Source organism: Pseudomonas sp. ICMP 8385, assembly GCF_002699915.1.
GTDB classification, from domain to species: Bacteria; Pseudomonadota; Gammaproteobacteria; order Pseudomonadales; family Pseudomonadaceae; genus Aquipseudomonas; species Aquipseudomonas gessardii.
In genome coordinates this window covers 405425-430768 of the sequence record NZ_LKBY01000001.1, presented here as the reverse complement: position 1 = coordinate 430768, position 25344 = coordinate 405425, and the positions used below count along the sequence as shown (strand labels likewise).

The 25344-nt window shown below is 58.7% G+C and carries 34 protein-coding genes; 12 read left to right on the top strand and 22 right to left on the bottom strand.

Going from position 1 to position 25344, the window contains the following annotated elements; all coding sequences use genetic code 11:
- Positions 1-5: 5 nt before the first annotated feature.
- The 21 genes from AO268_RS02040 to AO268_RS01940 form a co-directional block, all read right to left on the bottom strand.
- Positions 6-1763 carry a terminase large subunit gene (locus AO268_RS02040; protein WP_099167760.1) on the bottom strand — a complete coding sequence of 586 codons (1758 nt, stop codon included), beginning with the start codon at positions 1761-1763 and terminating at the stop codon, positions 6-8.
- Between the two features lie 33 nt (positions 1764-1796).
- A complete protein-coding gene (locus AO268_RS02035) occupies positions 1797-2219 on the bottom strand; it encodes a P27 family phage terminase small subunit (protein WP_099167759.1) in 423 nt (140 codons plus the stop codon).
- 136 nt (positions 2220-2355) lie between these two features.
- The gene (locus tag AO268_RS02030) at positions 2356-2688 is read right to left on the bottom strand and encodes an HNH endonuclease (RefSeq protein WP_099167758.1); all 333 of its coding nucleotides are present in this window, start codon (positions 2686-2688) and stop codon (positions 2356-2358) included.
- Positions 2689-3295: 607 nt separating this feature from the next.
- Positions 3296-3586: a hypothetical protein gene (locus AO268_RS02015; RefSeq protein ID WP_099167755.1), complete on the bottom strand. Its 291-nt coding sequence runs from the start codon at positions 3584-3586 to the stop codon at positions 3296-3298.
- A 2-nt stretch (positions 3587-3588) separates the two neighbouring features.
- Complete coding sequence (locus AO268_RS32605; RefSeq protein ID WP_176561328.1) at positions 3589-3765, bottom strand: hypothetical protein; 177 nt, start codon at positions 3763-3765, stop codon at positions 3589-3591.
- Positions 3766-3819: 54 nt separating this feature from the next.
- Positions 3820-4149, bottom strand: a complete 330-nt coding sequence (locus AO268_RS02010) for a phage holin, lambda family (RefSeq protein WP_099167754.1) — start codon at positions 4147-4149, stop codon at positions 3820-3822.
- A 36-nt stretch (positions 4150-4185) separates the two neighbouring features.
- Positions 4186-4899, bottom strand: coding sequence for a hypothetical protein (locus AO268_RS02005; protein WP_099167753.1), 714 nt, complete (start codon positions 4897-4899; stop codon positions 4186-4188).
- A 320-nt stretch (positions 4900-5219) separates the two neighbouring features.
- A complete protein-coding gene (locus AO268_RS02000; protein ID WP_099167752.1) occupies positions 5220-5765 on the bottom strand; it encodes a hypothetical protein in 546 nt (181 codons plus the stop codon).
- Positions 5762-6061 carry a hypothetical protein gene (locus AO268_RS01995; RefSeq protein ID WP_099167751.1) on the bottom strand — a complete coding sequence of 100 codons (300 nt, stop codon included), beginning with the start codon at positions 6059-6061 and terminating at the stop codon, positions 5762-5764. The genes AO268_RS02000 and AO268_RS01995 overlap by 4 nt, the downstream gene beginning before the upstream one ends.
- Positions 6062-6229: 168 nt before the next feature.
- The gene (locus AO268_RS01990) at positions 6230-6793 is read right to left on the bottom strand and encodes a hypothetical protein (RefSeq protein ID WP_099167750.1); all 564 of its coding nucleotides are present in this window, start codon (positions 6791-6793) and stop codon (positions 6230-6232) included.
- A complete protein-coding gene (locus AO268_RS01985; RefSeq protein ID WP_099167749.1) occupies positions 6780-8156 on the bottom strand; it encodes a replicative DNA helicase in 1377 nt (458 codons plus the stop codon). Before AO268_RS01985 ends, AO268_RS01990 begins: the two co-directional genes overlap by 14 nt.
- Positions 8153-8938: an ATP-binding protein gene (locus tag AO268_RS01980; protein ID WP_099167748.1), complete on the bottom strand. Its 786-nt coding sequence runs from the start codon at positions 8936-8938 to the stop codon at positions 8153-8155. Before AO268_RS01980 ends, AO268_RS01985 begins: the two co-directional genes overlap by 4 nt.
- Entirely contained in the window at positions 8935-9666 is a 732-nt protein-coding gene (locus tag AO268_RS01975) for a helix-turn-helix domain-containing protein (RefSeq protein WP_099167747.1), read from the bottom strand. The genes AO268_RS01980 and AO268_RS01975 overlap by 4 nt, the downstream gene beginning before the upstream one ends.
- Complete coding sequence (locus tag AO268_RS01970) at positions 9663-9890, bottom strand: hypothetical protein (protein WP_099167746.1); 228 nt, start codon at positions 9888-9890, stop codon at positions 9663-9665. The genes AO268_RS01975 and AO268_RS01970 overlap by 4 nt, the downstream gene beginning before the upstream one ends.
- Positions 9887-10483 (bottom strand): hypothetical protein, encoded by a 597-nt coding sequence (locus tag AO268_RS01965; RefSeq protein WP_099167745.1) that lies wholly within the window; start codon positions 10481-10483, stop codon positions 9887-9889. Before AO268_RS01965 ends, AO268_RS01970 begins: the two co-directional genes overlap by 4 nt.
- Positions 10480-10791 (bottom strand): hypothetical protein, encoded by a 312-nt coding sequence (locus AO268_RS01960; protein WP_099167744.1) that lies wholly within the window; start codon positions 10789-10791, stop codon positions 10480-10482. The genes AO268_RS01965 and AO268_RS01960 overlap by 4 nt, the downstream gene beginning before the upstream one ends.
- On the bottom strand, positions 10788-11519 hold the full coding sequence (locus AO268_RS01955; RefSeq protein ID WP_099167743.1) for a hypothetical protein: 732 nt from the start codon (positions 11517-11519) through the stop codon (positions 10788-10790). The genes AO268_RS01960 and AO268_RS01955 overlap by 4 nt, the downstream gene beginning before the upstream one ends.
- Entirely contained in the window at positions 11519-12235 is a 717-nt protein-coding gene (locus AO268_RS01950) for a hypothetical protein (protein WP_099167742.1), read from the bottom strand. The genes AO268_RS01955 and AO268_RS01950 overlap by 1 nt, the downstream gene beginning before the upstream one ends.
- On the bottom strand, positions 12232-12543 hold the full coding sequence (locus AO268_RS01945) for a hypothetical protein (RefSeq protein WP_057711992.1): 312 nt from the start codon (positions 12541-12543) through the stop codon (positions 12232-12234). Before AO268_RS01945 ends, AO268_RS01950 begins: the two co-directional genes overlap by 4 nt.
- Complete coding sequence (locus tag AO268_RS32300) at positions 12540-12929, bottom strand: hypothetical protein (protein WP_141562767.1); 390 nt, start codon at positions 12927-12929, stop codon at positions 12540-12542. The genes AO268_RS01945 and AO268_RS32300 overlap by 4 nt, the downstream gene beginning before the upstream one ends.
- Before the next feature lie 138 nt (positions 12930-13067).
- A complete protein-coding gene (locus AO268_RS01940; RefSeq protein ID WP_099167741.1) occupies positions 13068-13364 on the bottom strand; it encodes a Cro/CI family transcriptional regulator in 297 nt (98 codons plus the stop codon).
- Positions 13365-13471: 107 nt separating this feature from the next.
- Between AO268_RS01940 and AO268_RS01935 the strand changes: the two genes are divergently transcribed.
- From AO268_RS01935 to fdxA, 11 genes are all read left to right on the top strand, one after another.
- Positions 13472-14266, top strand: a complete 795-nt coding sequence (locus AO268_RS01935) for a LexA family transcriptional regulator (protein ID WP_099167740.1) — start codon at positions 13472-13474, stop codon at positions 14264-14266.
- 146 nt (positions 14267-14412) lie between these two features.
- The gene (locus AO268_RS01930; protein WP_099167739.1) at positions 14413-14721 is read left to right on the top strand and encodes a helix-turn-helix transcriptional regulator; all 309 of its coding nucleotides are present in this window, start codon (positions 14413-14415) and stop codon (positions 14719-14721) included.
- Positions 14722-15020: 299 nt separating this feature from the next.
- Positions 15021-15605, top strand: a complete 585-nt coding sequence (locus AO268_RS01925) for a hypothetical protein (RefSeq protein WP_033899827.1) — start codon at positions 15021-15023, stop codon at positions 15603-15605.
- Positions 15602-16072, top strand: coding sequence for a hypothetical protein (locus AO268_RS01920; protein ID WP_099167738.1), 471 nt, complete (start codon positions 15602-15604; stop codon positions 16070-16072). Before AO268_RS01925 ends, AO268_RS01920 begins: the two co-directional genes overlap by 4 nt.
- 82 nt (positions 16073-16154) lie before the next feature.
- A complete protein-coding gene (locus tag AO268_RS01915; protein WP_141562766.1) occupies positions 16155-16586 on the top strand; it encodes a hypothetical protein in 432 nt (143 codons plus the stop codon).
- Positions 16574-16870, top strand: coding sequence for a hypothetical protein (locus AO268_RS01910; protein WP_099167736.1), 297 nt, complete (start codon positions 16574-16576; stop codon positions 16868-16870). The genes AO268_RS01915 and AO268_RS01910 overlap by 13 nt, the downstream gene beginning before the upstream one ends.
- Positions 16867-17088 carry a hypothetical protein gene (locus AO268_RS01905; RefSeq protein WP_099167735.1) on the top strand — a complete coding sequence of 74 codons (222 nt, stop codon included), beginning with the start codon at positions 16867-16869 and terminating at the stop codon, positions 17086-17088. The genes AO268_RS01910 and AO268_RS01905 overlap by 4 nt, the downstream gene beginning before the upstream one ends.
- Before the next feature lie 84 nt (positions 17089-17172).
- Entirely contained in the window at positions 17173-17367 is a 195-nt protein-coding gene (locus AO268_RS01900) for a DUF4224 domain-containing protein (RefSeq protein WP_010564156.1), read from the top strand.
- Positions 17368-17378: 11 nt separating this feature from the next.
- Entirely contained in the window at positions 17379-18368 is a 990-nt protein-coding gene (locus AO268_RS01895) for a tyrosine-type recombinase/integrase (protein WP_099167734.1), read from the top strand.
- Between the two features lie 51 nt (positions 18369-18419).
- On the top strand, positions 18420-20999 hold the full coding sequence (gene mutS, locus AO268_RS01890) for a DNA mismatch repair protein MutS (protein ID WP_099167733.1): 2580 nt from the start codon (positions 18420-18422) through the stop codon (positions 20997-20999).
- Positions 21000-21141: 142 nt separating this feature from the next.
- Complete coding sequence (gene fdxA, locus AO268_RS01885; RefSeq protein WP_076961792.1) at positions 21142-21465, top strand: ferredoxin FdxA; 324 nt, start codon at positions 21142-21144, stop codon at positions 21463-21465.
- A 498-nt stretch (positions 21466-21963) separates the two neighbouring features.
- Here the strand turns inward: fdxA and apbC are convergent, their stop codons facing one another.
- Positions 21964-23058, bottom strand: a complete 1095-nt coding sequence (gene apbC / locus AO268_RS01880) for an iron-sulfur cluster carrier protein ApbC (protein WP_076965291.1) — start codon at positions 23056-23058, stop codon at positions 21964-21966.
- A 171-nt stretch (positions 23059-23229) separates the two neighbouring features.
- Here apbC and metG point away from each other — a divergent pair, with 171 nt between their 5' ends.
- Positions 23230-25281, top strand: a complete 2052-nt coding sequence (gene metG, locus AO268_RS01875) for a methionine--tRNA ligase (RefSeq protein ID WP_076965290.1) — start codon at positions 23230-23232, stop codon at positions 25279-25281.
- Positions 25282-25344: the final 63 nt, after the last annotated feature.

The following is a 25344-nucleotide window of genomic DNA, read 5'->3' as shown; positions in this document are numbered from 1 at the left end:
TTCGTTTATCCAATGATGATCGGGTTTGAGAAAAATTCGGTGATGTCTTGGCTCTGTGCCTGGGCGCCGGATATCCCCACAGCCATCAGTAGCGCGCACATATCGTCGATCTTGTCCGCTGAGCGCTTCTTGTTTGGCCCCATGTTCATGTTGTCGTCGTATTTGACGATGAGGTTTGATGCACACCAGTTAAGGAGCATGTCGCCACCGTGGCAGAACTTACCCGAGACATAAGCAAGCTCCAGCGCCTGCATGGCAGGGTGATACGACTTCGGCCCCTGGATGAACTCGATCATTGGAATGTCTGCAGCTACTAGTCGGTTGACTAGATCCCTGGCGTTCCAACTGTCATAGGCAATCTCCTTAACGTTGAAGCGCTCGTAGACCGACTTGATATCGGCCTCGATCACCGCATAGTCAGTGACATCACCCTCAGTCTGTTTGAGCAGTCCAGCCTCGACCCAAGACTCATAAGGAACGGTGCCCCGCTCAGTTCGAAAGGACACTGCACTCTCAGGTGCCCAGCGCCAACCGTAGGTATAGAGAACACCTTCGACATTCCATACCAAACGAAACGACGTGATGTCGGTTGTCGATGCCAGGTCTAAGCCACCCCAGCATGGATAATCACGCAGCCATTCAAGGTCGACCTCTCCACCACATTTCTGCCATTTGTTGAGATCTACCCAGCCATCTGCCGTTGATGCTGGCCGGTTCAAGCGCTTGATACGAAACTCAGCCATCTTCGACGGCATCTGCTTCGCCTCGACCGCCTCCTTGCGAATCGCCGCCATCAAATGCGGGTTCACATCCATCAGTGGGTTGGCTTTGATCCAGCAGGTCTCGTCGAACTCCTCGTCAGCCTTGATTCCGAGGCTCTTGTCCTCATCATCTACGGCGTAGAACACCACAAGGAAGTGATCGGCGGTGTTACCAAAAAGGCCAGACAACAGCTTTTTGGCAAACATCCTGATTTCAGCCCACGGCCCGGGGTTCGTGTAGCCCTCGGTTGTTGTGTAAAGCCAAAGCGGGTTGCCACGCGCACCGGCCGCCGATGTCAAAACGTTCAACAGGTCAGCGGTTTTGTGCGCGTGGATTTCATCCAGGCCGACGTGCGACGGGTTCAGACCGTCCTGGGTCGAGGCCTTGGCGTGAATCGGCTTGAAGCTCGCGCCCGTTTCCGCCCGGCTGATCGACTTTGCCCAAACCTCAAGCCCGAAGTGCTCCCGCAGGTCTGCGTTTTTCTCGACCATGCGCTTGGCGGCATTGAAGATGATTGCGGCCTGGCCGAACGTGGTGGCCGCGCTGACGATCTGGGCGCCCTCCTCCGGCTCGCAGCATTCGCAGTACAGAAGAATCGCCGAGGACAATGTGCTCTTGGCGTTCTTCCGTGCCACGGCGAACAGCGCCGAGGTGAATCGGCGAGGATGAAACATCCCGTCACCGCCCCAGCCTTCGGTGTATACCGCTTCGCGCTTTCGGAAACCGAACAACTGCACAACAAAGAAGATGTGCGACGGATGCATGACAATCGTCGGTTTGTCCCACTTCCCTTCAACGTGGTGCAACTTTTCAATGAAGTCGCATGGGTCGTTGGCGTGCCATGGGTCAAAGATGAAGGAGCAGTCCTTCTTTTTTGCTCGCTTCAGGTCATCCAGAAACCGCTTTGACGCCTCACGGATCAAGCGTCCGTGCTTCTTTCTCTTTTTGTCAGCTACCGCTGCCTTGGCGTAGTCGGTCGCGATCTTGACGAAATCACGCATTCCCACTCCAGACTGGACAGCCAGATCATTTGATTATTTAGCACCCTGCTTGCGGCCGTTCCCGGCGAAGGCGTTGCCCTTTGGTTTTTCGGAGCCAGACGAAACCTTCCGGCGACTGGCTGGCGTCATCCCGAACTCTGAAAAAAGCGCTTTCAACGCCGTGGTTTCTGCCGCTGTCGATTCCATGTCTGCCTTGGCTTTTTTCCGAAAGCACTGCCAGGCGAAGCAAAGTTGCTCCAGCGAATAAAGGTCAACGACTTGCAGCACCCTGGCGCTGACGAGTTGCCGGCCAAGTGATCGCCACATTTCCGAGCCATCAACATTCAGGTGCTGGGGCGGGTCTGGAAAGTCGGCGACTAGGTCGAACTCCGGCGCGTCCGTCTCCTCGCGATCCGGGCGAGTTGTACCGGCCAGAACCTTGAGGTGCGGGGCCGTTGGCTTCCGTCCTCTGGTCATTTGTGGTCCTTCAATTTTGAAAAGCTAATTTTGACGGCGCGAAAAAACGGCTCGGGCGCGGTCTAGAAGCGAAAAGCCCCAGACTATTGACCCACCCCCACCCATAGAGCCTGCCTAAGCCTGCTGCGAGGCCTCATCAGCCACGCCTGGAGTTGCCGAAGCCACCATCTTCCTTAGCTGTCTTGGCTGAGTGGCACGGATGGCAAAGGCCTTGCCAGTTGGTTCGATCCCAGAACAGAACCTTGTCGCCACGGTGCGGGACGATGTGGTCTACATCAGTCGCCACAACCACGCGGCCTTGCTGCTGGCAGTGAACGCACAACGGATGCTTGGCCAGGTAGCCCTTGCTCGATTGCTGCCACCGGTAGGTGTAGCCGCGCTCGTTGCTGGTACCGCGCTGCTGTTCGGGTGTCGTGTGCCTGGGCGTGGCTGGTGAAGCCGGCTTGTGTCGCGGTGGCCTTACCGGCATATCGGTTACTCGGTGTGTGGTCCGCTCTTGGCGGGCCTGTTGTCAGTGGGTTCAACAGGGGGAGCCGCAGGCACAAGGCCTGCACGCTCTGCTGCAATCCTCAGCCACTTGATCGCTCGGGAGCGTCGAGCGGCGCATCCGCTGCAAGCCATCACTCCACCCACTCAATTGCTACCGTGCCGACCAGTCGCCTGGTGTAAACCTCGTCGCAACCTGGCTTCTTGGGCCGCAGCGGGAGCGGGCAATAGATCGCAATGCCTCGGGCGGTATCGCACCACCTCACACGCTGAACCTCGTAGCCGTTGACGAACACACGCCGCCGGCCTCGACCATCCTCAAAGTGATGGAAGGTTTCTGTTCTACTCATGTCCAACCTCCGAGGCTCTTGATGCCCACCGCTTCCAGTAACGCAGCACGCCGCCAAGCTGAAGCAGCTCATTCATTGCCCTGGTGCGGAGTGGGCAGGTGCTGTTTAGGCGCCTACCGTGGTAGTAGTCAGCCTTGGCCATCGAAGCCATGGCATACCCAACCAGCCACTCAGGGGCGCCGACCTTGATGCATGCCTTCAGCTCTATCTCTGTCTTGCGCGTCAGGTCTCGGTATCGCATCACCAACCTCCTGCCACCTTGGCGCCTACCGCTACACCGGCAATGAACACCAGCACGATCAGCACTGACGCAAGACTTGCGACGTGCGCGGCGTTCGGGGTGCGCATGGGTGGTGGTGCTGGTGGCGCAGGGGCAGGATCTGGCCGGCGAAACCTCAGCCCACCATTCGGAACGTACCGATCAGGCTCCAGCACCAGGTGACCGTCGTTGACCAGGCTCTCGACCAGTCGCATCGCCACCCTTTGCTCCTCGCTGGGCTGGAAGCGCGGGCGACCTGTAAGAGTTCCCATCGTCACGCCTCCTGCGAAATCTTGATCATTGCCATGAGCGCGCCAACGAGCGCTTTGTCGGAACGTGTAGCGATAGCGGTCACTTCAGCTTCAGCCTTGAAGACCTCGGCCTGCTCCTCTGCTGACATCTCGGTGACCATGCCCTTCATCTGGTAGTACTCCGCACTAACTGTGCTCATGGGCTGTTCCTCATTGCGCGCCACGATTGGGCGCATTCGAAAACGTGGCGCGGATTAATCAACCTTGCGGCTGGGCAACTTGAAGTCGGTAACCCGGTCAGCAATAGCGCGGATCTTCTCCACACCCAGGAAGCCAACCCAGCCACCGACGAAGGTGGACATGGTCTGAGGTAGCCCGAAGAACTCCAGGCCGCTGATGATGGTCAGGGTTAAACCGCCGCAGATGGCACCCTCGACCAGCATCTGGCGTCGAGTGCCGCCACCGTAAGTGATCCGCAACACAGCCATCGCGGCAGACAACAAGGCGGCGCCGATCAAAGGGAAGTGCTGGCTAAACCATGCGAACGCGAACGCCCATGTGTCTGGTTTGTCTGGCATGTTCATCTCGATATCCTCCCGGTTAGGGAGTGAAGGAATGGATTAGCGGGATCGGTGAAGCAGGCCGCCAGGGAGAAGCTCAGAGCGGAGCACGTCCTTCACGACCTTGGCGAAGTCAGCCTCGAACCCTTCGACATCAACCACAAGCTGAGCTACGTGACGGGGTTCATCAGAAGCGGACGACACGGCGTTGAGCGCAGATGCGACACCGCCAGCCTTCAGAGCGGTGCCTGTATGCCAGTTACTGATCGCGTCAGCGAGGCTGCCATCATCTCCGCCTCTTGCGAATGAACTCACCAACTCGGTGTTTACGGTGAATTGCGGGGCGAGTGCGCCGTCGTGACTGATTTCTATCACGCCGGCCTTGATGCAGATGTGGGTGCCGGCCACCTTCGCCTTCTCCAGGCGATCAGCCAGTTCCTGCTCTGTTTCGAGGCGGGAGTAGCTCAGGAACAGACGAGCATTGAACGACTCCCTGCCGTAGCTCGCGTCGAACTCTTCGAACTCGGCGACGTGGCGATACTGCTCCGGCACCCGCTCAAGCTCTGCCTGCATGAACTGGAGCAGGTTGGCGGCATTCTTGGGCAAGTCGTACTTGCTCCAGCTGGCCACTTCGACCGACACCATCTGGCGCTCAGGCGCTTTGGCCGCGCTACCGAGGGTGCAGGAGTTGATTTCGAGCGTGCCCGCCTTCAGGTCGATCTTCAGGCCGGACATGCCCGGCACGTAGTCATGGGATTGCAATGAACCGGACATTTACTGTGCTCCAGAAACGACGAAGGCCCGCCGATATGGCGAGCCCTGGAATGGGTTCGATGTCTTTCCATCAGTCCACTTGAGCCAGCCCTAATAGCACAGGAATGAGCTGCTCATGCTGCCGGTGTTCTTCCGTAACGCGTGACTACCGGCTATACCGCGTCCAGGCCCGCCCGAAGGCCCACCCTGGCTATGGCTTCACGCGCTAAATTTTTGGCATAAAAAAAGCCCGACTCAATAGCCGGGCTTTCTCTGTTTGGGCGTCATCCTGTGATGCACCAAACCGCAGGTTCGAAATCTACGCGGTCACTCGGTCACTGTCAAGCAACCTGCTGAAGCAAAAGACCGCGCTCCTCGAGCAGCAGCTCAACAGCTATGTGCGCCGCGCTCACTTGGTCATCCAGCCAGCGCTTGGTGATCGAGCGCCAGCGGCGTAGCGTCCTTTCCGGCGTGCCATCGGCATCCCAACTGTGCAGCACATAGAAGGATCCTGGTAGCCCGTTCCGCCTCTCCGGAACCATCCAGGCCATAACGCACTTAGTCTTGAAAAGTTGGTGGGCGGGGCTGACAACCCTGGGGGTGAGATACGCGGCGGCGATCCTCACCTCATTCTGGTTGATCGAGTACTTGCCCACCAGCGCCTGCCACTGGATCTCCGGTAGCGCCCGCTTGATGGTCGCCCGAGTCATTGAATCCTGAGTCAGCCGCTCCTCCGGGGATAGATCATCGCTTACCGACCCTCCGGGCAACTCATCGTCGAAGGTGGCTTTGTACTTGCGCTGCCATGAGGCCTTTTTTGTGCCGTCGTGGATCTCGATAGACATCACCCGACTGATGCAGTGTGCAGCATCGCGATAGACAGTCATGCAGCCCTCCGAATGCGGCGTGGCGGTGGGTTGTCGTCCAGGCCAAGCAGGTTGCGCAACAGCTTGTCGGCCGATTTGCTCTTGGCGTTCCCCTCTGCCACCCAGCGTTTGCAGTAATCCCCAAACTCGATATTGACCCGGGTTGCGTGCCAACTGGCAACCATATCCAAGAGGCAGGCCATGGCTGCGGCGCCGCCAACCTTCTCCTGGGCCAGCCCCTCCCCGGCGATCTTCAAGAACTTACGCTCGTGTTCCTGCAGGCTTTTGCGCGGCAATGCCGCCGTTACGTTATTCATTTGCGGCACTCCCGAGGCTTTTACAAACCTCCACTATGGTTAATTGTCGAATGTGGTTGCGGGCCTTGCTGTGCGTGGCCTGTAGGCGATTCTGTGAATCTCCGAATCTAACGCCTGTCTGCACGGCATCTGGGCCTTGGGCGGTTCTGTCTAACGATTTTCCGCCGTTCATAGCGTTGCACCCCGCACTTGCAGGTACTCGTTTGGCTTCATGTCGTTGCGCGCCTGGGCCGATACAGCGTGACGCCAGGCTCGATACGCCTCCTCCGGCGAATCGCCAACACCTGCCCACGGATGTTCCTTGGCAAAGCACCAGAAGGTGCCGCTGCGCCCGGTGATCCGCGCCTTCGGTAGCTGACCGGTAAACCCGACCTTGTGCCGCGCCAGCCAGCCCTCGACCGCCGGCCAGATGATCTCTTGCTCTGGCTTGGAGAAGGCGCCCTTCCCTCCGTTGCTGTAGACCTCGGCCAAGCCATAGCCCTGATTTGCCACCCATAGGACAAAGCCGCTGGGCGTGTGGATCAACTTGTAACCCTTCATCGTCCAAGCCCAATCCTCGGGATAGTCACGGATCGACTCGGCGATGCGTTCGGCTTCGGGGTGCCGAGGAACTTCAATAATCTTCATGCCGGGCTCTAGCGTGAAAGCCTCACCACGCAGCGCTGCTGCATAGGCCTTCTCGATCTCTGGCTTCCGCCCCAGTAAACGATCAATCAGATTAAAACTTCTCATCGTTCCTCCTCCCCTTGTACTGGCTGGCGAAGGGGCGCCCCATCTCCACCTCTTCGTTGGTCGGTGGCTTGCCCGCGAAGTCGACAAAGCGCACGTACTTGCCCTGCTGCTGCACAAGGCACGAACCGACCTTGGCGTGCCTGACTTTGCCGACAATGAGCTCGGTGACACCGTTTTGGCCTTCTTCGCTCTCCATGTCGCGATGCACCAGGATCACCACGTCGGCATCCTGCTCGATCTGGCCCGAGTCGCGGATATCGCTTGGACGCGGGCGCTTGTCTGGGCGGTTGGTCGATCCACGGTTGAGCTGAGCCAGCACGATCACCGGGATTTTCAGTTCTTTAGCCAGGTTCTTCAGGGCTGTGGATATCTTCCCGACTTCGATAGAACGGTTGGCGCCACCCTCTGCGGTGATCAGCTGGACGTAGTCCACCAGCAACACGTTGAGACCCTCGCGGCGCTGGCACTGGCGGGCGATAGAACGAATGCGGGGCATGGTCATGCCGGCCTGGTCGTTGACGAACAAATTTGCTTGGTCGAGAACGCTCACGGCGCCAGTCAACTTGGGCCAGTCGTGATCCTCCAGCTCACCACTGTCCAACTTGCTCAGGTTGACGCTACCAAGCGATGCCAGGCCGCGCGTTATGAGCTCCTCCTTGGTCATCTCCATGCTGAACGCCAAACCCGCGCCACCGAGCTTGCAGGTGACGTGCTGGGCGATTTGCAGGCCGAGGATTGTCTTGCCGGAGCCGGTGAGCCCGCCAACGACGATCATGTTGCCAGGGCGCAACCCGCGCACCAGTTCATCAAGATCTTTCAGTCCGGTGGAAAGCCCGGCGGGCATCGTCTTGTTGAACTTCGAGTCAATGGTGTCCACCACGCCCGGCAAGATCTCGCTGGCCCTGTAGTAATCCCGCTGGCCGTCGTCATCCAGATCTCGAAGGTCGGCGGTGGCCTGCTGGGCAAGTGCGATGATCTCCGCCAGCGGCAAATCTTCCGTGGCTTGCTCGCGAATAACGTCGCCAGCCTCAACCACTCGCCGCAATATCGCCCTCTCCCGAACGTGCTTGGCGTACGTCTTCCAGTTGGCGGTGCTGGTCACGTTATTGGCGATCTCGACTGCAAAGGCCAAGGTGCTATCGCCACTCGGCAATTTCGGACGCCAAAGCCCAACTGTGACCGGGTCAACCGGATCACCAGTGGCGTGACAGTCAATGATTGCCTGGAAAAGCGCGGCGTTTTCCAAGTCGTGGAAGTCGGAGACGCTGACCTTGCTGGTGACCTCATCGAACAGGTCCGGCTTCAACATGATTGCGCCGAGGATGCCATGCTCGGCTTCGATGCTGAACAGTTCGCGGCTCATGCGTAACCCCTCGCCGAAGCCCAACGGAACACCACCACGATGCCGCCCTTGTCCCGCAGACGATCAACAGCACGATCACCCAGACACTGGCGCAGCTCGGTCACGCCAAGGTTGCTCACCACGATGGTGGGCTTGATCTTCTCGTACCGGCCATTGACCACCTCGAAAAGCACCTGGCGCTCGAAGTCAGTCCCGTGCTGGACGCCAACCTCGTCGATGACCAGCAGGTCGGGGCGGATCAGGTCTGCGTAGACATCCGCCTCGGTGCGGCCACGATTGCCAAAGGTGGCCTTCACGTCGCGGATGATCGAGCCAGCAGTGGCGTAAAGCCCGACCAGCCCGGCGTGTGCGTGCTCACGAATCACCGCCTGCAGCATTGCCGTGGCCAGGTGCGTCTTGCCCGTGCCCACCGTGCCCAGCAGCATCGCAGAGCGGCCTACGCCAAAGTTCTCTTCGAAAGCCTCCACGAAACCACTGCACGCGGCCAGCGCCTGGGCCTGTGCAGGCGCTTCAGCGCTCCAGTTGGATAATGTGCAGCCCGTGAACCGCTCCGGGATGCCAGCGTCGAGCAGGCGCTCGTTCAGCAGCCTGTCGCGTTGAATCCCAGCAGCCTTCGAGCGCTGATCAAGGTCTTGCGAGTGGCGAGCGTCGAAGTGGCAGCGCGGGCAACCGAACCAAACCGGATCGGCGCCGAACTGTTGCACCAGGTTGTCGGGGAAGCGGCCATGCTCACGGCAGTCGCCCGCCCGGGTTTCAAGGGTGTAGTTGGGTTTTGTGGTCATGGGGTCACGCTCGCAATTCGGTAAGTTCCATCTGACTGTCGTTCAAGGCCGTCTTCGTGGTTGATCTGGTCGAGGTCGGTGTGGCGCGACTGCTTGCTACCGGCGGGAGTCAGTTCGTCCGTCCAGCGCTCGCCGTTCAGCCAGGTCGATGCCATCGGCACGTATTGCCCGTCGTCCTTCGTCCAGTCGCGGGAAACCCGTTGATTGCCCAGTGCGGTCATCAGCGTCAGGCGGAGTTCTGCGCTTGGCTTGAGCTTCTCCCAAGCCTTGCGAGCATCCTTCTTCGACTTCTTGTTCGGGTACAGCTTCCAGAACACCTCGAATGCTTCGGCCAATTCCACTTCCGATGTGCACAAGGTTTTAGGTTCCTTGACTGGTTCAGAAGAGTGACTGGTTCTGGGGGCGGCTGACGCCCCACCCCCTGGGGCAGCTCCCGCCCCAGGTAGGGCAGCTGACGCCCCACTACCAAGTTCAAGGTGGAAAAGGTTCGACTGGTTCAGTTCACCCTTTCGACGGTACTCGCGGCGAAGGAAACCAGCTTTCTCAAGCTCTCGAACGTGGACCTTCACCGTGGTGCGGCTGATTTCGCACTGGTCGGCGATATGCTGATACGACGGCCAGCACTCGCCCTGATCGCTGGCGTTGTCGGCCAGCTTGACAAGAACCAGCTTGCGCAGCGGGTTTCCGACCTTGGTTTTCATGGCCTTGACCATCAATTCCATGCTCATAGGTCAAGCTCCCGCGTTACACGGTGCACGAAGTCGTGATAAGCCTCAGACATAACGAACCCCTGCGCTTCCAGAGCTTCGCGATAGGCCTTTGCCGATCCGTACAGCACCCAGCGCTCGCGCTCGGGCAGATCCTTGAAGTGGTCGTAGGTCGGCCAAGGTCCTGCAATTATCGGCGCTGTACGAGCCTCCTGGGGGGGGGCATGAGGGTTGGTGATGGTCATTGCAAAGTCTCCCCGCGAGCCGTGGTGCGTTTCACTGTCGCCGAAGCATCACCTGGAGCGTCACCAGCAAGGCGCTGCTTCAAGACGTGCATGGCGGTGGTGGCATCGATGGAGAGCAACCGAGCCTCTGCCATATCCAGGGCTTCCGGCGAATGCGTCATGATCGATTCGCTGACTCGCCGGGCATAACTGAGGCTGGCGTTAGCCAACTGCAGATCCGTCAAGTCATCAAAGGCGCTAGGTGGATTAGGATTGCCGGGCACGGTGACGATGGGGATACGCTGCTCGGGCATGGGCGCACCCTCCAGCAGATGCCGCCCCATAGCCTCCCAATGCTCGCGGGCGACCACATCAGCGTCATGCCCAGTCTTGCGCCTGAACAGCACCTTGAGCGCGTAGAACGCCCGGATCAGATCAACGTGAGTGTCATCCCCATTTTCGATGGAGTACTCGGGCTCGCTGATCACTTCCAGGGTGTCTTTCACGATCTCGAAGCACCTGAGTAGTAGAGCCGCATCGCCATGCTTGGCCATGTTCTCCTCGTCGATGTGCTCCACGGGCAGCGACGATGGAAAATCAATAACGTTCTTCATTGGGCACGCTCCAGACGCTCAACCAAGTTGCGCAACTTGCGCTTGAGTCGTGTGGTGAGGGCGCGCTGATCAAACCAGCGGCTATAGGCACCTTGTGTGAACTCCACTACCCCGCGATACGCCGGGTCTTCGAAGTCGAAGCGGGTGCGTTCGCCGTTGCCTGGGCGACCGTGGGCGCGGAAATAGGTCGCATACATCGAACTCAGCTCGCGTTTGAGCGAATTGCGCAGGATCTCAGCCTGCTGGAAATCAATAGCGGCCTCGGCGATCAGGGTCATGAGTTGTTCGTAGGTAGGTTTCTTGTTCATGCTTGTTCTCCGTCGGCGCCAAACAGGTCAGCCAGGTCAATATCAAAAACAGCAGCCCAGGCAGCGGCAGGCCAGGCTTTAACGCCTTCGGCATAACGCTTATCAGGGACGGTCTCCGGGGTTACGCCATTCGCTTTGCACCAGCGCCGAAGGTTTACGAAGCTGAAGCTGCGGTCGGTCGCGGCCTCGACCTTGAGGATGGTGGCGTGGCGCGCACTGAAGCCCAGTTCGTCGCGAAGGCGAGCAGCTTCACGCACCGCCGCCGATGCCGTGGCCATTGCCGTGGCTTCGCGCTTGGTGCCGATCTGCGCTTTGGTTGCAACAGCATGATCACGCTGCTCGATCGCAAGCTTTTCGGAGCGCTTGGATTCCAGTAGGTGTTCCAGGGCTTGGATGTAGTCGCTTGGCAGCGCTGGCGACTGCGTCTGGCGTTCAAGGTTGTTGAGTTTGGTGGTGACTCGTCGGCGAACAGCCTTAGACTCGCGCATCAGTACCCACATGCACTGATCTCGGGTCATGCGAAGCTCTACCGACTCGGTCTTGTTCAAATTTTGAACTACGAAAGTTTCGTAGTGCTCGCCGACAAGCTCATCCCGGCAGCGGGCAGTAAAGTCGTTGCGGCGAACCTCTCCTTCGCCGAACTCAGAACGAGCTTCGTTGACCAGTTCAAGCAGCTCGATGCTGGTCATGGTGACGGCATCGCCGCCTTGGAATTTGGCGATGGTCATCAGTAAGCCCTCGAGCGAGAGTCGCGACGGTAGGTTCTTGGCCGGCGAGCCCGCTCAATAGCTGCCGAGGAGACGCCCGTCCCGATGAAGGAAACATGCAAGTCAGTCTTGAGCATCACCTCAGGGATGTGGAGGTAGCGACCGGCAGGAAGCGCCCGCGGCTGGCGCCGAACCCTGGGCATATGCTTGTCCATCAGCGCGATATCGGCGGCGACTTCTTCCTGGAGGCTCTTGCCGAGCTCGCACAGCGGGACGGGCTCGCCCGGGCGAATCTGGCTCCAGGCATAGCGATCAGCCAATACCTCGTTGATGCTGCGGATCACGCTTTCGCAGCGGGTGCGGACCTGGTGGTCATCAATACGACCGGTATCCCAGTAGCAGAAATTATCCACACGGTGCCCGATCTCATGAGCAACGATGAACGGATAGATTTCGTGATCTTCGAGGATTGACCAATCGATCTCGGGCCGCTGGACACGCCGCAGCCGGCCCGCATCTACGCTGGTTGAAAGCTCAATGCCGCATCCCTCAGTAAACGACAGCTCGTCTGCCGAGACATCCATGCAGACGAGAGTGGCGCGAGGGTCGAAGATGCCCCAGCAATTGCCCAGAGCACGGAAAGTCGAGAGACTCAGCGCGCAGCCTGCCTGCTTTGCCTGCTCGGCGAAGCTACGGTACTGGGTGCGAGTTAGGCGAAGCGTGGTGTCGGTTTTCATGGCCGCACCTCGATATCAATTCCAGGTCGCTCACCAACTACGCCGTAGGACGCGCCCAAGTGGCGATGCAGCCAGCAGAAGTTCCCGCTGAAGATCCGCACCTGCTCGACATGCCGACTAAGGTCACAGGCCAATTGGCTGTTGTGGTAGCCGCCCAAGGCAGGAACGATCTGGCCGAGAACGAGCGCCGCCAGGCGATTGAACTCATCGCGAGCGAAATTCATTGAGCACATGTCGTCAGCGTCGAGCACTGCTTCACGCAAGACTTCGCCTTCAAGTTGGCCAATAACAGAAAGGGAGGTGGTCATGGCTGCCCCTCCGAATTTCGCGCCACGTTTTGCGACTCAGCGTTTCGTGGCGCGAACTCGCTGCACGGATAGATCAAAGCGTTCAAGTGCCCGTCATAGGAGAGCATCGCCAGATTTGAAGCGCGACAATCAGCGTCATACTTACCGTATGAAGGGTGACTGCCGGCGCCCATCTTCAGGGCCCAGTCAGGAAGCAGTTTGCGGCAACGCATTTCGTTGAGGATCGTCCACCAGGTTGAAGCATGGGCGCGTTCGGCGATGAGAAGCGCCACGACGGCATGCTGTTTATCCTCAGGCACGATGGCAGCAACTTTCGGCGCAAGATCGGGGTCTCCCTGATCGGGGTATTGCGTATCTGATAGCGGGGTGCTATTTTTTGGGTGCATGAAATCGTCCTCTAGACGAAAAAGTACTGAATCACTCGCTGCGAACGAGTGGTTTGAGAAGCCCGCCTGCGAAGCGGGCTTTTTGTTGCCCGGAGAAAAGTCAGCCAGACAGCAAAAACTGGAATGGGTTGCGGGGATTCATGGGGGCGCCTGCTGGGTACTGTATGAATTCACAGCCATATTGGAGGCCTGTGCTAGACGGGCGACTTGGTCCAAAATTTGTTCAGGGTCGGGGCGAGCTTTGTGATTAGGTCCGGCGGATGGGAACCCCTTCAATTCGATCGCTTCGAATGAGCCACAAGGTTTTTCCGTGACGAATATGAGTCGCCCAGTCTTCAGGGCTTTGCATATCGCGGTTTGGCTTGAGCCAAGAGATTTTGCAGCTTCCTCTTGACCTATCCCCTCTACAAAGGAACTCAGTGGAATTGGCGTCATACGCTCACCTGAAAATGGCTTATGACACAAAAGATAACTTGCGGTGCTAGAATTGTAAAGACCGGCGGTCCTTTGCAAATCAAGACCACTGGTCTTAGGCTTCAATTATGAAAAAGCGCGAACTTACCTCCGTTGAAAAGGAAGAATGCCAAGCACTTAAGGCGATCTACCTTGCGAAGAAAAAACAGCTGGGACTCAGCCAAGAGAAGATGGCGGAAGACTTTGGGATGACTCAGACCGGCGTCAGCATGTATCTGAATGGAAAAAACTCGCTCAATGTCATGACGGCGGCCAAGTTCTCCAAGCTGCTGCAGGTGCCTATCTCTTCCTTTAGCCCGCGAATCGCGGCAACGGTTGAGAGGCTCGCAAAAATCAACGTCGCAACTGAGGCTGTGCCAGTAGAGTCCAATGCCGAGCATCTGGGAGATCTGTCGGTATGGGAGGATGGGGACCGTCTTGATGAAGATGATTGCGAGGTTCCCTATTACGCCGAGGTTGAGTTCGCCGGCGGGACTGGTATGACTGAAGTTATTGAGCTCACCGATAGAAAATTGCGATTCAGTCAAGCGACTCTTCGGGCGGCAGGCGTTGACTGTAGAAGCGCCGCGTGCGCTCGCGTCAAAGGCAAAAGCATGGAAAGGCTCATCCTTGACGGGGCGGCTATCGGCTTTGACAGATCCTGCACAGCGATCTTTGACGGTGAGATTTACGCCTTCAATCAAGAAGGGATGCTAAGGGTCAAATACTTGTACCGAATGCCTGGCGGCGGCGTACGAATCAGGAGCGAGAACTCCGACGAGTACCCTGATGAGATCATGAATGCGGAGACGTTCAACGAGCAGGTTCAAATGCTGGGACGCGTCTTCTGGTGGAGTACAGTCCGAAGGGCTCCGAGATTTTAACTGTCCACACCCAATCAACAAATCCCGGCCTGGCTGGGATTTTTTTTGCCTTCGGAAAATTATAAAACCGCAGGTGTTGACTTTAAATAGCACCGCAGGTACTTTTGCCTTACCGAATTTCAACACCGCAAGATTAAGGAAGTCTCATGGATATCGTTATCGGCAGCTGGAAGGGCACAGTCCGGGCAAAATTTTCCCCCAGGGAGATGGAAGCAGTTTTGCTTTGTGCGAACAACCTTACCGTGAAGCAGGCAGCCAAGCAGATGAGCATATCGCCAGATAGCGTTACCAAACGCCTATTAAGCGCAAAGTTTAAGGTAGGCGTATCCAGTATCCGCGCTCTTGTTCTTGAGTCGCTTCGCCTGGGTTTCATCGCGGACGCTTCGTATTCGGTTCCGGCCGATCCGGATAAACAGCCAAGGGAGCGGCAGCATGATGGGATTTTCCTTGCTTAAAGTAGCGGCGAGCGCCTTCGGCGAGGGCGCTGTCCGGTGCGAAAGCATCATGTGGCATGGCTAGGCATGGCAGGTTATGGCGATGCATGGCAGGGCACGGCTTGGCATGGGCTGCAAAGCAGCGTCATGCATCTTGGTAACAGGGTGCATGGCGGTGACAACGGTCACCCAAGGCGGGGCACGGCAAGGTGCGGTCCGGTTCGGCGCAGCTTGGCAAGGCATGGGCTGGATGTATCAGCGTACTGGTCACCACTTGGTGGTCAGTACAGTGAAACAACCATCAAGGCAGGGTACGGAAAATGCAGACAATCAAACTCAAACTCATTGGCCAGTCGCCGCTGCTGATGCACAGCGACCGGTTCGCCAATCCGCTGGACGAAGCGACCAAGGGTCACAAAGTGCTGACCAGCAAGCGCAAAAAGCTGGATGAGGACCACGCCGACATAGCCAAGTCTGAGTGGCTTGGCGCGCTCTATCACGACGCGGAGCTGGGCCCATTCCTGCCAGGCCAGAACATCAAGTCCGCGCTTGTAGGTGCAGCAAAAATCCAGCGCTTGGGTGCTGCATTCAAACGGGCCGTGTTGGTATTGGATGATCGCTGCAAGCTTGAGTACACCGGGCCCCGCGACCAAGAAAAGATGTTCGCGAACCCTCGATTCGTTGATGCGCGCAGCGTAGTGGTGGGCACCTCCAGGATTATCCGGTATCGCCCGAAGTTTTCGGACTGGACCACCACCGTTGAGATTATGTACTCCCCTGAAATGATCGAGCGTGAAGACGTGATTCGCGCAGCCGAGAACGCCGGGTTATTCGTTGGCCTATGCGACTACCGCCCAGAGAAAGGTGGCGCGTTCGGTCGCTTCAATGTCGAGGTGATGGAATGACCAAGACGACACTCCACCCGGAATGGCGCCAGGCAGCGAAAGATATCGCCGAGCAATTCAAGTACGGCGATCTGGTAAGCATGGTCTGGCTGCAAGAAGCGTTTCATCTGCAAGAACCCAAAAACATTGATGAGTTCAAGTCGTATCAATTTGATTTCCTCGCCAGTATGGACGCTCTACGCCAGGAACTTCTGGAAGAGCACAAGTTGATTCTCCGAAATGTTCGCGGGGCTGGCTATGAAGTTGTCGAGCCAAACGAGCAAGTTGAGTTCGCATGGCATTCTGCGTTTGGAAAGGTGAAGCAAGAACTGGGCAAGTTGGCAGGCGCAATTCGCAATATTCGCTATGACGAACTATCAGAAGAAAAGCGTCGAGAACACGCCGATGCTCAGGCGAAGCTGTGCGGCGTAACCGCTTTCGTACGGCGCGAAGGCAAGCGTAAAACCGGACTCCTTAAAGCGTCCTAAGACACATTTAACACCTCAAACTTTATTGATTGCCAAGTTATCGGCGGGCTACCGGCTTGCCTGGAGAAAACAAATGAGGTCTATGCGAGTTACACCTACACGGCTTTTCTTAATTTCGACAGTGATACTTTCCTACATCACTGCCTCGGGTATTTGGTTGATCCACTTCGCTCCAAACCTGATCGGGAGTTCATCAGAGTTTGAAGTTGTTGCTGGCTTCTTTGGCGTTTCCGTTTGGTTGATTGCCTCTGCGTGCCTAGCCTTGAGCGTGATCGGCGCCCCGCCTGCCCCACGACATCCCGCTGAGCCGTTCAACATCGACACGCACGTACACATGATCGTCGATGCTCGCCGGTACCAGTGGTTGCGCGATCGTGGCCGCGTTATCGATATCGACACCTGCCTTTGCGTTGGGAACGACGATAAATTTTACTTCGGGCATGAACTCGATAAGAACGTCGACGACGCGATGCGCCTGGCCCGCCTGAAGGAGTTGCACCCATGCGCGGACTAATCATCATTGCCCTGCTGCTGATCGTTGGCCAGGCCAGCGCCGAACAACTCACGACGGAAATCAGAACCTTCCACGACGTGAAGCGCGGCGTTACGTGCTGGGTCTTTGACGGACTGAGGAGAGGTGGAATCAGTTGCTTGCCGGACAGCTCGCTCCTACAGGCGCCCGCCAGCACCGCCACCGATGAAAGCCAGGCGGACCGGGCTTCTCTGGCAACTTCCATGTGCCAAATCGAGCAATTGCCCGCCACCCCGCTCCCACAGGAACAGGGGTTCCAGCTATGAATACTCGCATTGCGAATGGCGCAACCATGCATGTCGGCCGCAACCGTGCCGGCGAGCTGGCCAACCTCGGCTCCCGCTTGGTCCGCCTGGGCCAGATGCTGCAGGACGACCAGACCAAGATCGGCGATTTGATGCGCCTGGCGCAGGAGTGCCGCTTTAACCTGAACTTGCATGTGGCGACTGATTCGGATGGGCGCGGCGATGAACAAGGAAAGTGACGCGACACCATCTACAAATACCGAAAACGTGTCGCGACACGAAAACTAAAAGTGACCCAGGGTCACAATTAAAAGGAGGTAGGTATGTTTCTGACAGCGGAGGAAGTTGCAGACCTGACCGGCTACAAGAAGCCAGGGGCGCAGATAAAGTGGCTGACCGCCGAACGCTACGGGTTCGCGGTAGGTGGTGATGGGCACCCGAAGGTGCTGCGCCAGGTTGTCATCGGGCGGCTGGGTGGTATTCAATCAAGGAAGGGGCCAGAGCTTCGGCTGGGTTGAGGTGAAGATCGATGCGTCCGCGCAAGAAGGACCGGCACCTGCCGGCGTGCATGTACCAGAAGCATGGCGCTTATTACCTAGTCCGCAAGGGCAAGTGGAAACGCCTGGGCACCGACTTTCAGGCATCGCTGGCCGAGTACGCAAAGCTGCTGGACAAGGGCAGCCAGGGCGGAATGCCGAAACTGATCGACGACGCGCTCGAGCACATGCGCACCAGGACGAAGCCCCCCCTGAAGCCGAACACCCTCAAACAATATGAGGCGGCATGCGAACGGCTAAAGGAAAACTTCGCGGACTTTGAACCCCGTGAGGTGCTTCAGCGACACGTCGTCGCACTCAAGCTGCACATGGCAGACACGCCGAATATGTCGAACCGAGTTATCTCGGTGCTGCGGGCGGTGTTCACTTATGCCCTGGAGCAGCAGATCGTCGACTCGAATCCCTGCATCGGAGTTCGCCGGCACCTGGAACACAAGCGCGACCGGTACATCAGCCATGGCGAGTTTGAGGCCATCTGCGCCAATTCAAGCGACAACATGCGGGTTATTTACGAGATGTGCTACCTGACCGGTCAGCGCATCGGTGACGTTCTGGCGATCCGACTTGCCGACATCAGCGCTGACGGGATCGCGTTCAAACAGGAAAAGACCAATGCCAGGCTGCTGGTGCAGATGACACCAGACCTGGAGGCTCTGATCGCCCGGATCAAGGCGCTACCAAGGAAGATCCGGGGTCTCACACTATTCTGCTCCCCACGCGGCGGTAAACCGGTGCACTACAGCTCGGTAAAGGATGCCTTCGCCATCAGCTGCAGGAAGGCCGGCGTTGATGACGCAAGCCTTCACGACCTGCGCGCCAAATCCCTTTCCGATACCGACGACCAGGGCAACGATGCGCAAAAACTGGGCGGTCACACAGACGCCAAGATGACGCAGCGATATCTGCGCCTGCGAAAAATCAACATTGGACTGCCGCCTACAATGCCTAAAAAATCCCTGTAGTATTAGACAGATGTAAGTTGTCAAATAGACAGGAAGAGCTGAACCCCGCGTATGACTGACCTCTCCAGCCACACCCCGATGATGCAGCAGTACTGGCGCCTGAAAAACCAGCACCCTGATCAGTTGATGTTCTATCGCATGGGCGACTTCTACGAGATCTTCTATGAAGACGCGAAGAAGGCCGCCAAGCTGCTGGACATTACCCTGACCGCCCGCGGGCAGTCGGCTGGGCAGGCGATTCCGATGTGTGGGATTCCTTACCATTCGCTGGAAGGTTACCTGGCCAAGCTGGTCAAGCTCGGTGAGTCGGTGGTGATCTGCGAGCAGATCGGCGACCCAGCGACCAGCAAGGGGCCGGTGGAGCGCCAGGTGGTGCGGATCATTACGCCGGGGACGGTCAGTGATGAGGCGCTGCTGGATGAGCGGCGCGACAATCTGATCGCGGCGGTGCTGGGGGATGAGCGGCTGTTCGGCCTGGCGGTGCTGGATATCACCAGTGGCAATTTCACGGTCCTGGAGATCAAGGGCTGGGAGAACCTGCTGGCGGAGTTGGAGCGCATCAATCCGGTGGAGTTGATGATCCCGGATGATTGGCCAAAGGATTTGCCGGCGGAAAAACGCCGTGGGGCCAAGCGACGTGCGCCGTGGGATTTTGAACGCGATTCGGCGCTGAAAAGTCTGTGCCAGCAGTTCTCCGTACAGGATCTGAAGGGTTTTGGTTGCGAAACCCTGACCCTGGCCATCGGCGCCGCCGGTTGCCTGCTCAATTACGCCAAGGAAACCCAGCGCACCGCCCTGCCGCATTTGCGCAGCCTGCGCCATGAACGCCTGGACGATACGGTGGTGCTCGATGGCGCCAGCCGGCGCAACCTGGAACTGGACACCAACCTGGCCGGTGGCCGCGACAATACCCTGCAGTCGGTGGTGGACCGTTGCCAGACCGCCATGGGCAGCCGCTTGCTGACCCGCTGGCTGAACCGCCCGCTGCGCGACTTGAGCGTGCTGCAGGCGCGCCAGTCGTCCATTACCTGCCTGCTGGACGGCTACCGCTTTGAAAAGCTGCAACCGCAGCTCAAGGAAATCGGCGATATCGAGCGGATTCTGGCGCGAATCGGCCTGCGTAATGCCCGCCCGCGCGACCTGGCGCGCCTGCGTGACGCCCTGGGCGTGCTGCCCGAGTTGCAACAGGCGATGACCGAGCTGGAAGCGCCGCACCTGCAACAACTTGCCGTCACCGCCGGTACCTACCCGGAACTGGCTGCGCTGCTGGAAAAAGCCATTATCGACAACCCGCCCGCGATCATCCGCGACGGCGGCGTGCTCAAGACCGGTTACGACAGCGAGCTGGACGAGCTGCAAGCCTTGAGCGAGAACGCCGGGCAGTTCCTGATCGACCTGGAAGCCCGCGAAAAGGCCCGCACCGGCCTGGCCAACCTGAAGGTCGGCTACAACCGTGTGCACGGCTACTTTATCGAGTTGCCGAGCAAGCAGGCCGAGCAGGCCCCGATTGATTACCAGCGCCGCCAGACGCTCAAAGGTGCCGAACGCTTCATTACACCCGAGCTGAAAGCCTTTGAAGACAAGGCGCTGTCGGCCAAGAGCCGCGCCCTGGCCCGGGAAAAGATGCTCTACGAGGCCTTGCTCGAAGACCTGATCGGCAAGCTCGCGCCGTTGCAGGACACCGCCGCGGCCCTGGCCGAGCTGGATGTATTGAGCAACCTTGCCGAACGTGCGCTGAACCTTGACCTGAACTGCCCGCGTTTTGTCAGCGAGCCGTGCATGCGCATCGTCCAGGGTCGCCACCCGGTGGTGGAGCAAGTACTGACCACGCCGTTCGTGGCCAACGACCTGTCCCTGGACGACGACACGCGCATGCTGGTGATTACCGGTCCGAACATGGGCGGTAAATCCACCTACATGCGCCAGACCGCATTGATCGTGCTGCTGGCCCATATCGGCAGTTTCGTGCCGGCGGCCAGTTGCGAGTTGTCCCTGGTGGACCGCATCTTTACCCGTATCGGCTCCAGCGATGACCTGGCTGGTGGCCGTTCGACCTTTATGGTGGAAATGAGCGAAACCGCCAATATCCTGCACAACGCCAGCGACCGCAGCCTGGTGCTGATGGACGAAGTGGGGCGCGGCACCAGCACCTTCGACGGCCTGTCCCTGGCCTGGGCCGCCGCCGAGCGCCTGGCCCACCTGCGGGCCTATACGCTATTTGCCACCCACTACTTTGAACTGACCGTGCTACCGGAAAGCGAGCCGCTGGTGGCCAACGTGCATCTCAATGCCACCGAGCACAACGAGCGCATCGTGTTCCTGCACCATGTGCTGCCTGGGCCGGCCAGCCAGAGTTACGGCCTGGCCGTGGCCCAGTTGGCCGGTGTGCCGAACGACGTGATCCTGCGCGCCCGCGAGCACCTCAGCCGCCTGGAAACCACCGCCCTGCCCCACGAGACCGTGGTTGCCAGCCCAGCCAAGGCCGCCAGCAAACCCGGGGTGCCCATGCAGAGCGATATGTTCGCCAGCCTGCCCCACCCGGTATTGGATGAGTTGGCAAAGCTTGACCTGGATGACTTGACACCGCGTAAAGCGCTCGAAATGTTATATGCACTGAAGACTCGGATATAACGCAGACGCTTGCAAGCTGGTAGACTCTCGCGCGGTTTGGGATGCTGCAGGCTTTTAGCCTGGCCTGCAGACTATCGCTCCCAAACCTCGCGAACCCTGCCAGAAGGGGTTTCGCTGCCGCCGCCTGAGGAGAAAACTAGAAATGACCTTCGTCGTCACCGACAACTGCATCAAGTGCAAGTACACCGACTGCGTAGAAGTGTGTCCGGTGGACTGCTTTTACGAAGGCCCGAACTTCCTGGTCATCCACCCGGACGAGTGCATTGACTGCGCCCTGTGTGAACCAGAATGCCCGGCCGTTGCGATTTTCTCCGAGGATGAAGTCCCGGAGGACATGCAGGAATTTATTCAGTTGAATGTCGAGCTGGCGGAAATCTGGCCCAACATCACTGAAAAGAAAGAATCGCTGCCAGGCGCAGAAGAGTGGGATGGCGTGAAGGGCAAGATCAAAGACCTCGAACGCTAACAGCGTCGCGCCCCTCCAAAAGGCCCCTTGCGGGCCTTTTTGCGTTTCTGGAGGCCGGTCGTTTACTTTTCTGCAGGCAAAAAAAAGGGGCGGTTTGACCCGCCCACATTTTTTCCCTAGTCCCTGTGTTCCTTTTCATCGTCCTGATGAATCGCATCCTGCGAAGTTCCCTGAGTCATCGTTCCTTGATGACCGTGTCAATCCGTGGACACAGGGCTGATAGTAGAGACTTCCCGGACAAGTTCAACGGGATCCATTCCCAAGCGCGCCTTGCCATAGCGCCCGAATAAAAATAAATAAATCTTTTATTTCAATAACATAGAAATATGTCCGAGTGATTCGAGTCGTCCTGGGCCGGCTAAAAAACCAAACACTTACGAAAAAGTAAGCGAATGCTTACACCGCTCATTAGGGAAATGCTCAGTCGACCTCCCAAAAGGTTTACGCCAGACAAGAAAAAGCCCCGACAAGGTCGAGGCTTTTCTACCTGCAAGCTACTCAGTCGTCGCTGACAGTGATGGTCGGCATTGCCTGGGCACCGGCTTCCTGCAAGACAATCCGCGCGCCCACGTGACGGGCCAGTTCCTGGTAGACCATGGCGATCTGCCCATCGGGTTCGGCGGCGACCGTCGGCTTACCGCCATCGGCCTGTTCACGAATGCCCATCGACAGCGGCAACGAAGCCAGCAGTTCAACGTCATATTGGGTGGCCAGCTTTTCGCCGCCGCCTTCACCGAACAAATGCTCGGCATGCCCGCAGTTGGAGCAGATGTGCACCGCCATGTTCTCCACCACGCCCAGCACCGGGATGTTGACCTTGCGGAACATCTCCACGCCTTTGCGGGCATCGAGCAACGCCAGGTCCTGGGGCGTGGTAACGATCACCGCCCCGGCCACCGGCACTTTTTGCGCCAGGGTCAGCTGGATATCGCCGGTGCCTGGCGGCATATCGATCACCAGGTAATCCAGGTTGCCCCAGTCGGTTTGCATCACCAGTTGCATCAAAGCCCCGGAGACCATGGGCCCGCGCCACACCATCGGCGTGTTGTCATCGGTCAGGAAGGCCATCGACATGACTTCCACACCATGGGCCTGGATCGGCACGAACCACTTCTGGTCCTTGATCTTCGGCCGCGAACCTTCGGCAATGCCAAACATCACGCCCTGGCTGGGACCATAGATGTCCGCGTCGAGGATGCCCACGCGCGCCCCTTCCCGGGCCAGGGCCAGGGCCAGGTTGGCCGCGGTGGTCGATTTGCCCACGCCACCCTTGCCGGACGCCACGGCCACCACGTTCTTGACGTTGGCCAGGCCCGGGATCTGCGCCTGGGCCTTGTGCGCAGCGATCACGCATTGGATGTCGACCTTGGCCGAGCGCACGCCGTCCAGGCCTTCAATGGCCATTTGCAGCATCTGTGCCCAACCACTCTTGAACAGACCTGCCGCGTAGCCCAGTTCAAGCTGGACCGTGACCTGGTCGCCCTGCACATCAATGGCCCGGACACAGCCGGCGCTGACCGGGTCCTGGTTCAGATAGGGGTCGGTGTACTGGCGAAGAACGGCTTCCACCGCTGCGCGATTGACGGCGCTCATGGGCTACTCCCGGAAAAGACAGACTAAAACAGGCGGCTATCCTAACCGTTCCAACGCTTGAGGGGCATGCTTTCGCAACATTGGAAAACCCTGAAACAGCCTCACGGGGTGAAATAAATTTGCCGGCGCTTTATAGTGGCCGACCTCCGTTTCATCAAGTAGCCGAGCCCCATGTCCGAGCCACGCAAGATCCTCGTCACCAGCGCCCTGCCCTATGCCAATGGTTCCATCCATCTTGGCCATATGCTTGAGTACATCCAGACCGATATGTGGGTGCGCTTCCAGAAGCATCGCGGCAATCAATGCATTTATGTCTGCGCGGACGACGCCCACGGTTCGGCCATCATGTTGCGCGCCGAAAAGGAAGGCATCACCCCGGAACAACTGATCGCCAACGTCCAGGCTGAACACAGCGCCGACTTTGCCGAGTTCCTGGTGGATTTCGACAACTTCCACTCGACCCACGCCGAAGAAAACCGTGAGCTGTCGAGCCAGATCTACCTGAAGCTGCGGGATGCCGGGCACATCGCCACCCGCTCGATCACCCAGTATTTCGACCCGGAAAAGAAAATGTTCCTGGCCGACCGCTTCATCAAGGGCACCTGCCCCAAATGCGGCACCGAAGACCAGTACGGCGACAACTGCGAAAAATGCGGCGCCACCTACGCGCCCACCGACCTGAAGGATCCGAAGTCGGCGATCTCGGGCGCCACCCCGGTGCTCAAGGATTCCCAGCACTTCTTCTTCAAGCTCCCGGATTTCCAGGAGATGCTGCAAACCTGGACCCGCAGCGGCACCCTGCAGGACGCCGTGGCGAACAAGATCGCCGAATGGCTGGATGCCGGCCTGCAACAGTGGGATATCTCCCGCGATGCGCCGTATTTCGGCTTCGAGATCCCCGATGAGCCGGGCAAGTACTTCTATGTGTGGCTGGACGCGCCGATCGGCTACATGGCGAGCTTCAAGAACCTCTGCGACCGCACGCCAGAGTTGGACTTCGACGCGTTCTGGGGCAAGGACTCCACCGCCGAGCTGTACCATTTCATCGGCAAGGACATCGTCAACTTCCACGCCCTGTTCTGGCCGGCGATGCTCGAAGGTTCGGGCTACCGCAAGCCGACCGGCATCGCCGTGCACGGCTACCTGACGGTCAACGGGCAGAAAATGTCCAAGTCCCGTGGCACCTTTATCAAGGCCCGCACCTACCTGGACCACCTGTCGCCGGAATACCTGCGCTACTACTACGCGTCCAAGCTGGGCCGTGGCGTCGACGACCTGGACCTGAACCTGGAAGACTTCGTACAGAAGGTCAACTCGGACCTGGTGGGCAAGGTGGTCAACATCGCCAGCCGTTGCGCCGGGTTTATCCACAAGGGCAACGCCGGCCTGATGGTACCGGTCAACGCCGCACCGGAGCTGACCGACGCCTTCCTGGCCGCCGCGCCAAGCATCGCCGATGCCTATGAGGCCCGCGACTTTGCCCGCGCCATGCGCGAGATCATGGGCCTGGCCGACCGCGCCAACGCCTGGATCGCCGACAAGGCACCGTGGTCGCTGAACAAGCAGGAAGGCAAGCAGGATGAAGTCCAGGCCATCTGCGCCACCGGCATCAACCTGTTCCGCCAGTTGGTGATCTTCCTCAAGCCGGTGCTACCGTTGCTGGCCGCCGACGCCGAGGCCTTCCTCAACGTTGCGCCACTGACCTGGAATGACCACGCCAGCCTGCTCAACAATCATCAGCTCAATGAATTCAAGCCATTGATGACCCGTATCGACCCGGTCAAGGTGCAGGCCATGACGGATGCCTCCAAGGAAGACCTGACCGCCAGCCAGACCGACACCGGCGAAGCCGCCCCCGCCGGCAATGGCGAGTTGGCCAAGGACCCGTTGTCGCCGGAAATCGACTTCGACGCCTTTGCCGCCGTGGACCTGCGGGTGGCCTTGATCATCAAGGCCGAAGCCGTGGAAGGCGCCGACAAGCTGTTGCGCCTGACCCTGGATATCGGTGACGAGCAACGCAACGTGTTCTCCGGGATCAAGAGTGCTTACCCGGACCCGTCCAAGCTCGATGGTCGCCTGACCATGATGATTGCCAACCTCAAGCCACGCAAAATGAAGTTCGGCATCTCCGAAGGCATGGTGATGGCAGCCGGTCCCGGCGGCGAGGAAATCTACCTGCTCAGCCCGGACAGCGGCGCCAAGCCTGGCCAGCGCATCAAGTAACCCGAAGTGCCCTGTCGCGGTGATTGGCCGCGACAGGGCGGTTTGCGCTAGTACCCTCTCCCT

What these genes read in the sequence shown, in the direction of transcription:
- AO268_RS02005 (WP_099167753.1), bottom strand. Translation starts at nt 4,899, where the DNA reads ATGTCCGGTTCATTGCAATCCCATGACTACGTGCCGGGCATGTCCGGC.
- AO268_RS02030 (WP_099167758.1), bottom strand. Translation starts at nt 2,688, where the DNA reads ATGCCGGTAAGGCCACCGCGACACAAGCCGGCTTCACCAGCCACGCCC.
- AO268_RS02010 (WP_099167754.1), bottom strand. Translation starts at nt 4,149, where the DNA reads ATGAACATGCCAGACAAACCAGACACATGGGCGTTCGCGTTCGCATGG.
- apbC (WP_076965291.1), bottom strand. Translation starts at nt 23,058, where the DNA reads ATGAGCGCCGTCAATCGCGCAGCGGTGGAAGCCGTTCTTCGCCAGTAC.
- AO268_RS01895 (WP_099167734.1), top strand. Translation starts at nt 17,379, where the DNA reads ATGCGTCCGCGCAAGAAGGACCGGCACCTGCCGGCGTGCATGTACCAG.
- AO268_RS02040 (WP_099167760.1), bottom strand. Translation starts at nt 1,763, where the DNA reads ATGCGTGATTTCGTCAAGATCGCGACCGACTACGCCAAGGCAGCGGTA.
- AO268_RS32300 (WP_141562767.1), bottom strand. Translation starts at nt 12,929, where the DNA reads ATGCACCCAAAAAATAGCACCCCGCTATCAGATACGCAATACCCCGAT.
- AO268_RS01970 (WP_099167746.1), bottom strand. Translation starts at nt 9,890, where the DNA reads ATGACCATCACCAACCCTCATGCCCCCCCCCAGGAGGCTCGTACAGCG.
- mutS (WP_099167733.1), top strand. Translation starts at nt 18,420, where the DNA reads ATGACTGACCTCTCCAGCCACACCCCGATGATGCAGCAGTACTGGCGC.
- AO268_RS01995 (WP_099167751.1), bottom strand. Translation starts at nt 6,061, where the DNA reads ATGAATAACGTAACGGCGGCATTGCCGCGCAAAAGCCTGCAGGAACAC.
- AO268_RS01945 (WP_057711992.1), bottom strand. Translation starts at nt 12,543, where the DNA reads ATGACCACCTCCCTTTCTGTTATTGGCCAACTTGAAGGCGAAGTCTTG.
- AO268_RS01930 (WP_099167739.1), top strand. Translation starts at nt 14,413, where the DNA reads ATGGATATCGTTATCGGCAGCTGGAAGGGCACAGTCCGGGCAAAATTT.
- AO268_RS01955 (WP_099167743.1), bottom strand. Translation starts at nt 11,519, where the DNA reads ATGACCATCGCCAAATTCCAAGGCGGCGATGCCGTCACCATGACCAGC.
- AO268_RS01900 (WP_010564156.1), top strand. Translation starts at nt 17,173, where the DNA reads ATGTTTCTGACAGCGGAGGAAGTTGCAGACCTGACCGGCTACAAGAAG.
- AO268_RS02015 (WP_099167755.1), bottom strand. Translation starts at nt 3,586, where the DNA reads ATGGGAACTCTTACAGGTCGCCCGCGCTTCCAGCCCAGCGAGGAGCAA.
- AO268_RS01990 (WP_099167750.1), bottom strand. Translation starts at nt 6,793, where the DNA reads ATGAGAAGTTTTAATCTGATTGATCGTTTACTGGGGCGGAAGCCAGAG.
- AO268_RS01940 (WP_099167741.1), bottom strand. Translation starts at nt 13,364, where the DNA reads ATGACGCCAATTCCACTGAGTTCCTTTGTAGAGGGGATAGGTCAAGAG.
- AO268_RS01965 (WP_099167745.1), bottom strand. Translation starts at nt 10,483, where the DNA reads ATGAAGAACGTTATTGATTTTCCATCGTCGCTGCCCGTGGAGCACATC.
- AO268_RS01960 (WP_099167744.1), bottom strand. Translation starts at nt 10,791, where the DNA reads ATGAACAAGAAACCTACCTACGAACAACTCATGACCCTGATCGCCGAG.
- AO268_RS01910 (WP_099167736.1), top strand. Translation starts at nt 16,574, where the DNA reads ATGCGCGGACTAATCATCATTGCCCTGCTGCTGATCGTTGGCCAGGCC.
- AO268_RS01935 (WP_099167740.1), top strand. Translation starts at nt 13,472, where the DNA reads ATGAAAAAGCGCGAACTTACCTCCGTTGAAAAGGAAGAATGCCAAGCA.
- fdxA (WP_076961792.1), top strand. Translation starts at nt 21,142, where the DNA reads ATGACCTTCGTCGTCACCGACAACTGCATCAAGTGCAAGTACACCGAC.
- AO268_RS01985 (WP_099167749.1), bottom strand. Translation starts at nt 8,156, where the DNA reads ATGAGCCGCGAACTGTTCAGCATCGAAGCCGAGCATGGCATCCTCGGC.
- AO268_RS01950 (WP_099167742.1), bottom strand. Translation starts at nt 12,235, where the DNA reads ATGAAAACCGACACCACGCTTCGCCTAACTCGCACCCAGTACCGTAGC.
- AO268_RS01980 (WP_099167748.1), bottom strand. Translation starts at nt 8,938, where the DNA reads ATGACCACAAAACCCAACTACACCCTTGAAACCCGGGCGGGCGACTGC.
- AO268_RS01905 (WP_099167735.1), top strand. Translation starts at nt 16,867, where the DNA reads ATGAATACTCGCATTGCGAATGGCGCAACCATGCATGTCGGCCGCAAC.
- AO268_RS01920 (WP_099167738.1), top strand. Translation starts at nt 15,602, where the DNA reads ATGACCAAGACGACACTCCACCCGGAATGGCGCCAGGCAGCGAAAGAT.
- AO268_RS02000 (WP_099167752.1), bottom strand. Translation starts at nt 5,765, where the DNA reads ATGACTGTCTATCGCGATGCTGCACACTGCATCAGTCGGGTGATGTCT.
- AO268_RS01925 (WP_033899827.1), top strand. Translation starts at nt 15,021, where the DNA reads ATGCAGACAATCAAACTCAAACTCATTGGCCAGTCGCCGCTGCTGATG.
- AO268_RS01975 (WP_099167747.1), bottom strand. Translation starts at nt 9,666, where the DNA reads ATGAGCATGGAATTGATGGTCAAGGCCATGAAAACCAAGGTCGGAAAC.
- metG (WP_076965290.1), top strand. Translation starts at nt 23,230, where the DNA reads ATGTCCGAGCCACGCAAGATCCTCGTCACCAGCGCCCTGCCCTATGCC.
- AO268_RS32605 (WP_176561328.1), bottom strand. Translation starts at nt 3,765, where the DNA reads ATGAGCACAGTTAGTGCGGAGTACTACCAGATGAAGGGCATGGTCACC.
- AO268_RS02035 (WP_099167759.1), bottom strand. Translation starts at nt 2,219, where the DNA reads ATGACCAGAGGACGGAAGCCAACGGCCCCGCACCTCAAGGTTCTGGCC.
- AO268_RS01915 (WP_141562766.1), top strand. Translation starts at nt 16,155, where the DNA reads ATGCGAGTTACACCTACACGGCTTTTCTTAATTTCGACAGTGATACTT.